Origin of the sequence: Microcystis sp. LEGE 08355, assembly GCF_015207185.1 — a bacterium.
In the GTDB taxonomy this organism is placed as follows: domain Bacteria; phylum Cyanobacteriota; class Cyanobacteriia; order Cyanobacteriales; family Microcystaceae; genus Microcystis; species Microcystis panniformis.
Window position 1 is genome coordinate 1 of record NZ_JADEXI010000413.1, and the last position, 4,193, is coordinate 4,193.

Below are 4,193 nucleotides of genomic sequence, written 5' to 3' on the forward strand. Positions count from 1 at the left end.
CCCCTAACCCCCCACCCCCCCGATGTCGGGGGGGCAAGGGGGGGTAAGATACCTGCCAAGAATAAAGAAAAATGGTATCAGCCTAGATGAACTCAGACAATATATAAAAACCCATCGTGAAGATACTATGGGTTTTTATGCCTATATTGATCTTTGAAAAGCAGATGGACGAATGATTATCGTAGGTTTAGAAGATAATTATTGGGAGGAAAAGATAACCCCCCAAATACAAGAAGGTCAATCTTAACTTAAAGTGCGATCGCTGATCTTGTAGGGTGCGTTAACGAAGTAACGCACCATAAACTTGAGAGACACTCAGACAAATAACACATGGCAATCATCTCTAAACCAATTTAATTTCAGCTTTTCCTAGTCCAGTAGTGAACTAACACAGCAACAAAAAAACTCTGTGTCCTCTGTGTCTCTGTGGTGTTTATTATGGTTATCGAGGCTAATAAAGCCTGGTTGGAAAATCTATTACCAGCTTTACAGTGGTTAGACAAACTGCTAGAAAAAGCAGTGGTTGCCGCTCAAGCAACCTATACCAAAGACCCAACAACTGAAGCCTATCAAGGTCTTTACATCACTCAGGAAGATGTCGAGCAATTGTTAGTGCGCCAACCAGGAGAGCCTGTCCTGAAACTCAGAGGAGAAGCTTGGGAGCCATCCTTTTCTGAGTTAGCCGACAAAGCAACCCGCCTAGCCTGGCTCAAGCAAACCTTTGACCTGTCCGTCTTCGACCTAGCGCTAGTGGTAATTGCCCTCGCTCCCGAACTCGACCTGCGCTACGAAAGGCTTTACGCCTACCTCCAGGACGACGTAACTCGCAGGCGACCCACAGTAGATATCGCCCTCAACCTGCTGTGTTCTTCAGCCCCAACCAAGCTGTGGCAAAGGTCTCGGGTTGCCCCAGACGCGCCCCTAATCCGCCATCGACTGTTACATCTGTTGGCGGATCCCCATCAGGTGCAGCCTCCCCTACTTGCTTGTTACCTCAAGCCTGATGAGCAGCTAATCCGTTACCTGTTGGGACAGGAGGGACTCGACTCCCGATTGGCCACATTCTGCCAGATAGTTAAGCCGATTCCAGAATCAGAGTCACTGTCGTTAGATGCCAAAATCCAGCAAGCTTTGCTCGCCTTAGCACTCCAGGCGAGGGAAGCCAATCAGCCTTTACACCTTCACTTTCACGGTCCCCAGGGAGTGGGAAAGCGCCAAGCAGCAGAAGCGATCGCCCTCAAGTTAGACATGAGGCTGTTAGTAGCAGACATCGCCACAGCGATCGCCGCGAAAACCGAGCTAGAGTCAATCTTGCCCCTGCTCTTGCGAGAAGCCCAGTTTCAAGATGGGGTGCTGTATCTTGAGGGAATCGACGCACTGGGTTCCCAAGAGCAGATAAGCAACTATCAGCGCCTATTGCAGGCGATCGCCCAATTTCCCAGCATCGCCATCTTCGGAGGAGCAGGGCCAAACTTGTCAGACATCCCCGGCTCCACCCGCACGATTCTTCCCGTCTCCTTTCCCCTACCCGACTTTGCCCAACGTCGGGACAACTGGCAAGCCTATCTCTCCCAATCTGGCATTAGCCGACCGGCCCAGGAGTTAGATACCCTCGCTGACCGTTTCCGCCTGACTCCTGAACAAATTGGCGATGCAGTCGCCTCAGCCCAGCACCAGGCTCGCTGGCAAGCAGCCCAAGCATCCCAGGAACCCCCTCATTCCTTAAGCTTAGAAGACCTGTTGGCTGCTGCTCGCGCCCACTCAGGTCAAGCCCTGACTTCCCTCGCCCGCAAAATTTCCCCTCACTCCACCTGGACAGATCTGATCCTCCCGCCCGAGGGACTGACTCAACTCCAAGAAATTTGCAATCAGGTCAAATACCACCACCTCGTCTGCGGTCAGTGGGGTTTCGAGGAGAAACTCTCCCTCGGCAAAGGACTAAATGCCCTCTTCTCTGGCTCACCTGGTACAGGCAAGACGATGGCGGCGGAGGTCATCGCCAAGGAGTTGCACCTTGACCTCTATAAGATTGATCTCTCCCAAGTGGTCAGTAAGTACATTGGCGAGACGGAAAAGAACCTAGAGCGGATTTTTACCGCCGCTCAGAGTGCCAATGCCATCCTCCTATTTGACGAAGCAGATGCCCTCTTTGGCAAGCGCTCCGAGGTTAAGGATGCCCACGATCGCTACGCTAATCTTGAAATTGCCTATCTGTTGCAGAAAATGGAAGAATACGAAGGGGTGACGCTCCTAACCACCAATTTGCGGCAGAATCTCGATGAAGCCTTCACTCGGCGCATCCGTTTCATTGTCGAGTTTCCCTTTCCTGAAGCGGACTACCGCCTGCAAATCTGGCGGCGCATCTGGCCCAAACAGACACCCCTGGCAGCCGATGTGGATCTCGAAGGCATGGCGCGGCAATTCAAGCTGGCAGGAGGTAATATTCGCAACATCGCCCTGGCGGCTGCCTTCCTCGCCGCAGAAAACAGCCAGTGTGTGACGATGAAACATCTACTGCAAGCAACCAAGCGGGAGTTTCAGAAGATGGGAAGACTGATTGGGGAGGAGGAGTTTTTGCCATTTAAACAAAAATAACTGGAAAAATATTCCGTAGGGGCGCATTGCGTGCGCCCATCACCCTATTTCCTAGCCAAAGGGGAAAGCCAAATTAAATCTAACATTGTCAAGCTAATGCCTCAATTAAAAATCCATCTCCATTGTTCTGCCAAGTATCATGGATCAAGAAAGCCAAACCGGGATTAATCCAGCCATGCCTGATGACCTTGCCCGACACCATGAGGTGGCAAAGGGCCTAACTTATCTCCATGCACGCACAAATGCCACGGCAGGGCGCACCCTGGAAGCCGCCTCCTTCGTCTATGCGCTCATCGAACTGCTGACAGAAAAAGGCTTACTCGATCTTGACGAAATTGACACAAGGAAAAAGCAGGTAGCCCAACGACTGCTCAAACGTTTCCTGCAGCAAGATCCGGGCGTTTCCTTGCAGGAACCAGAACAAGATAAATATACCTTTTCCCAACCCGTCGCCATTGACTGCGAAAATCGGGTACATTTGTGCCAGGCTGCCTGCTGCAAAATGGTTTTTCCCCTGTCGCGCCAAGACATCGAAGAAGGAGTCATCCGCTGGGAGTTGAGCCAACCTTATGTTATTGCCAAAGGTGCGGACGGCTATTGCCACCACTTTGATCGCCAAGGTTTAGGCTGTACGGTGCATTCCCAGCGCCCCATCCCTTGCCGAGCCTACGATTGCCGCAACGACAGGCGCATCTGGCTCGACTTTGAAAATAAAATTGTCAATCCCAAGCTGAAGGAGCCAAACTGGCCCCACAACTTGAGTGCAGAAGAAATGGAACTTCCAGGGAGTGAAATTCAATGATCCACAACCTTGACGATACGCTTAAAGAATTGCTAGTGCAAAAAGTGCCTCTCGATCCCAACGCGATCGATATTAAGTTTGAAGTGCCGAACAAAGACGACTGGAATCCCAAGCCAAATAAGCCCACAATTAATTGTTTTCTCTACGATATCCGCGAGAATCACGAGTTACGCAACAATGAGCGCTATCTCACTCGCAACGGAACCACAGGAACAGGAACCGAAAAAATTGCTCCCACTCGTATTGATTTATCCTATCTAATCACCGTTTGGACAACTGATGTCGCCGATGAACATCGACTGTTAGGCAATATTTTGCAGACCTTATTGAGCTATCCAGTTTTGCCAACAGAAGTCCTCAAGGGGCAAATAGCCAATCAATCTCTACCTCTCCGCGCCTGGGTTTCTCAACCTGAACGCACCCCGAATGCTTGGGATTTTTGGGGGGCGCTTGACGGGCGCATGAAAGCGGGGATCAGCTACATGGTGACGGTTGCGGTTGAACCCTTTGCACCGGTTGAGGTTCGTTTGGTAACAGAAAAAGTTCTCAAAGTCGAGCAAAAGTAACCCACATTCCGCACCCTCAACTGTCACATAAGCTGTCCCCCTCCAGAGACTTGAGTAAAAATACTTATCTGGTGAAGATTTTCTCGGTGGCCGTTAGGGGGAGCTTGAGACCCCTAATTATGAAAAAATAGGAATTGTTGGAAAACTTAGGCAGTGGGCTGTTCGACCATGAATCAATCAACAGAAATTGAAGTCAAAAATCTAGACCATCTGGGATTAGTAGCCGGAAT

The 4,193-nt window shown here is 50.5% G+C and carries 3 protein-coding genes; all 3 read left to right on the forward strand.

The annotated features are described in order from the left end of the window. The first annotated feature begins 438 nt into the window (after positions 1–438). The 3 genes from IQ242_RS18125 to IQ242_RS18135 all read left to right on the forward strand — a co-directional run bounded on the left by IQ242_RS18125 (position 439) and on the right by IQ242_RS18135 (position 3,963). On the forward strand, positions 439–2,595 hold the full coding sequence (locus IQ242_RS18125; RefSeq protein WP_193960932.1) for an AAA family ATPase: 2,157 nt from the start codon (positions 439–441) through the stop codon (positions 2,593–2,595). Between the two features lie 139 nt (positions 2,596–2,734). Next, a complete protein-coding gene (locus tag IQ242_RS18130; protein WP_002770366.1) occupies positions 2,735–3,397 on the forward strand; it encodes a YkgJ family cysteine cluster protein in 663 nt (220 codons plus the stop codon). Beyond that, complete coding sequence (locus IQ242_RS18135) at positions 3,394–3,963, forward strand: DUF4255 domain-containing protein (protein ID WP_002770364.1); 570 nt, start codon at positions 3,394–3,396, stop codon at positions 3,961–3,963. Before IQ242_RS18130 ends, IQ242_RS18135 begins: the two co-directional genes overlap by 4 nt. Positions 3,964–4,193: the final 230 nt, after the last annotated feature.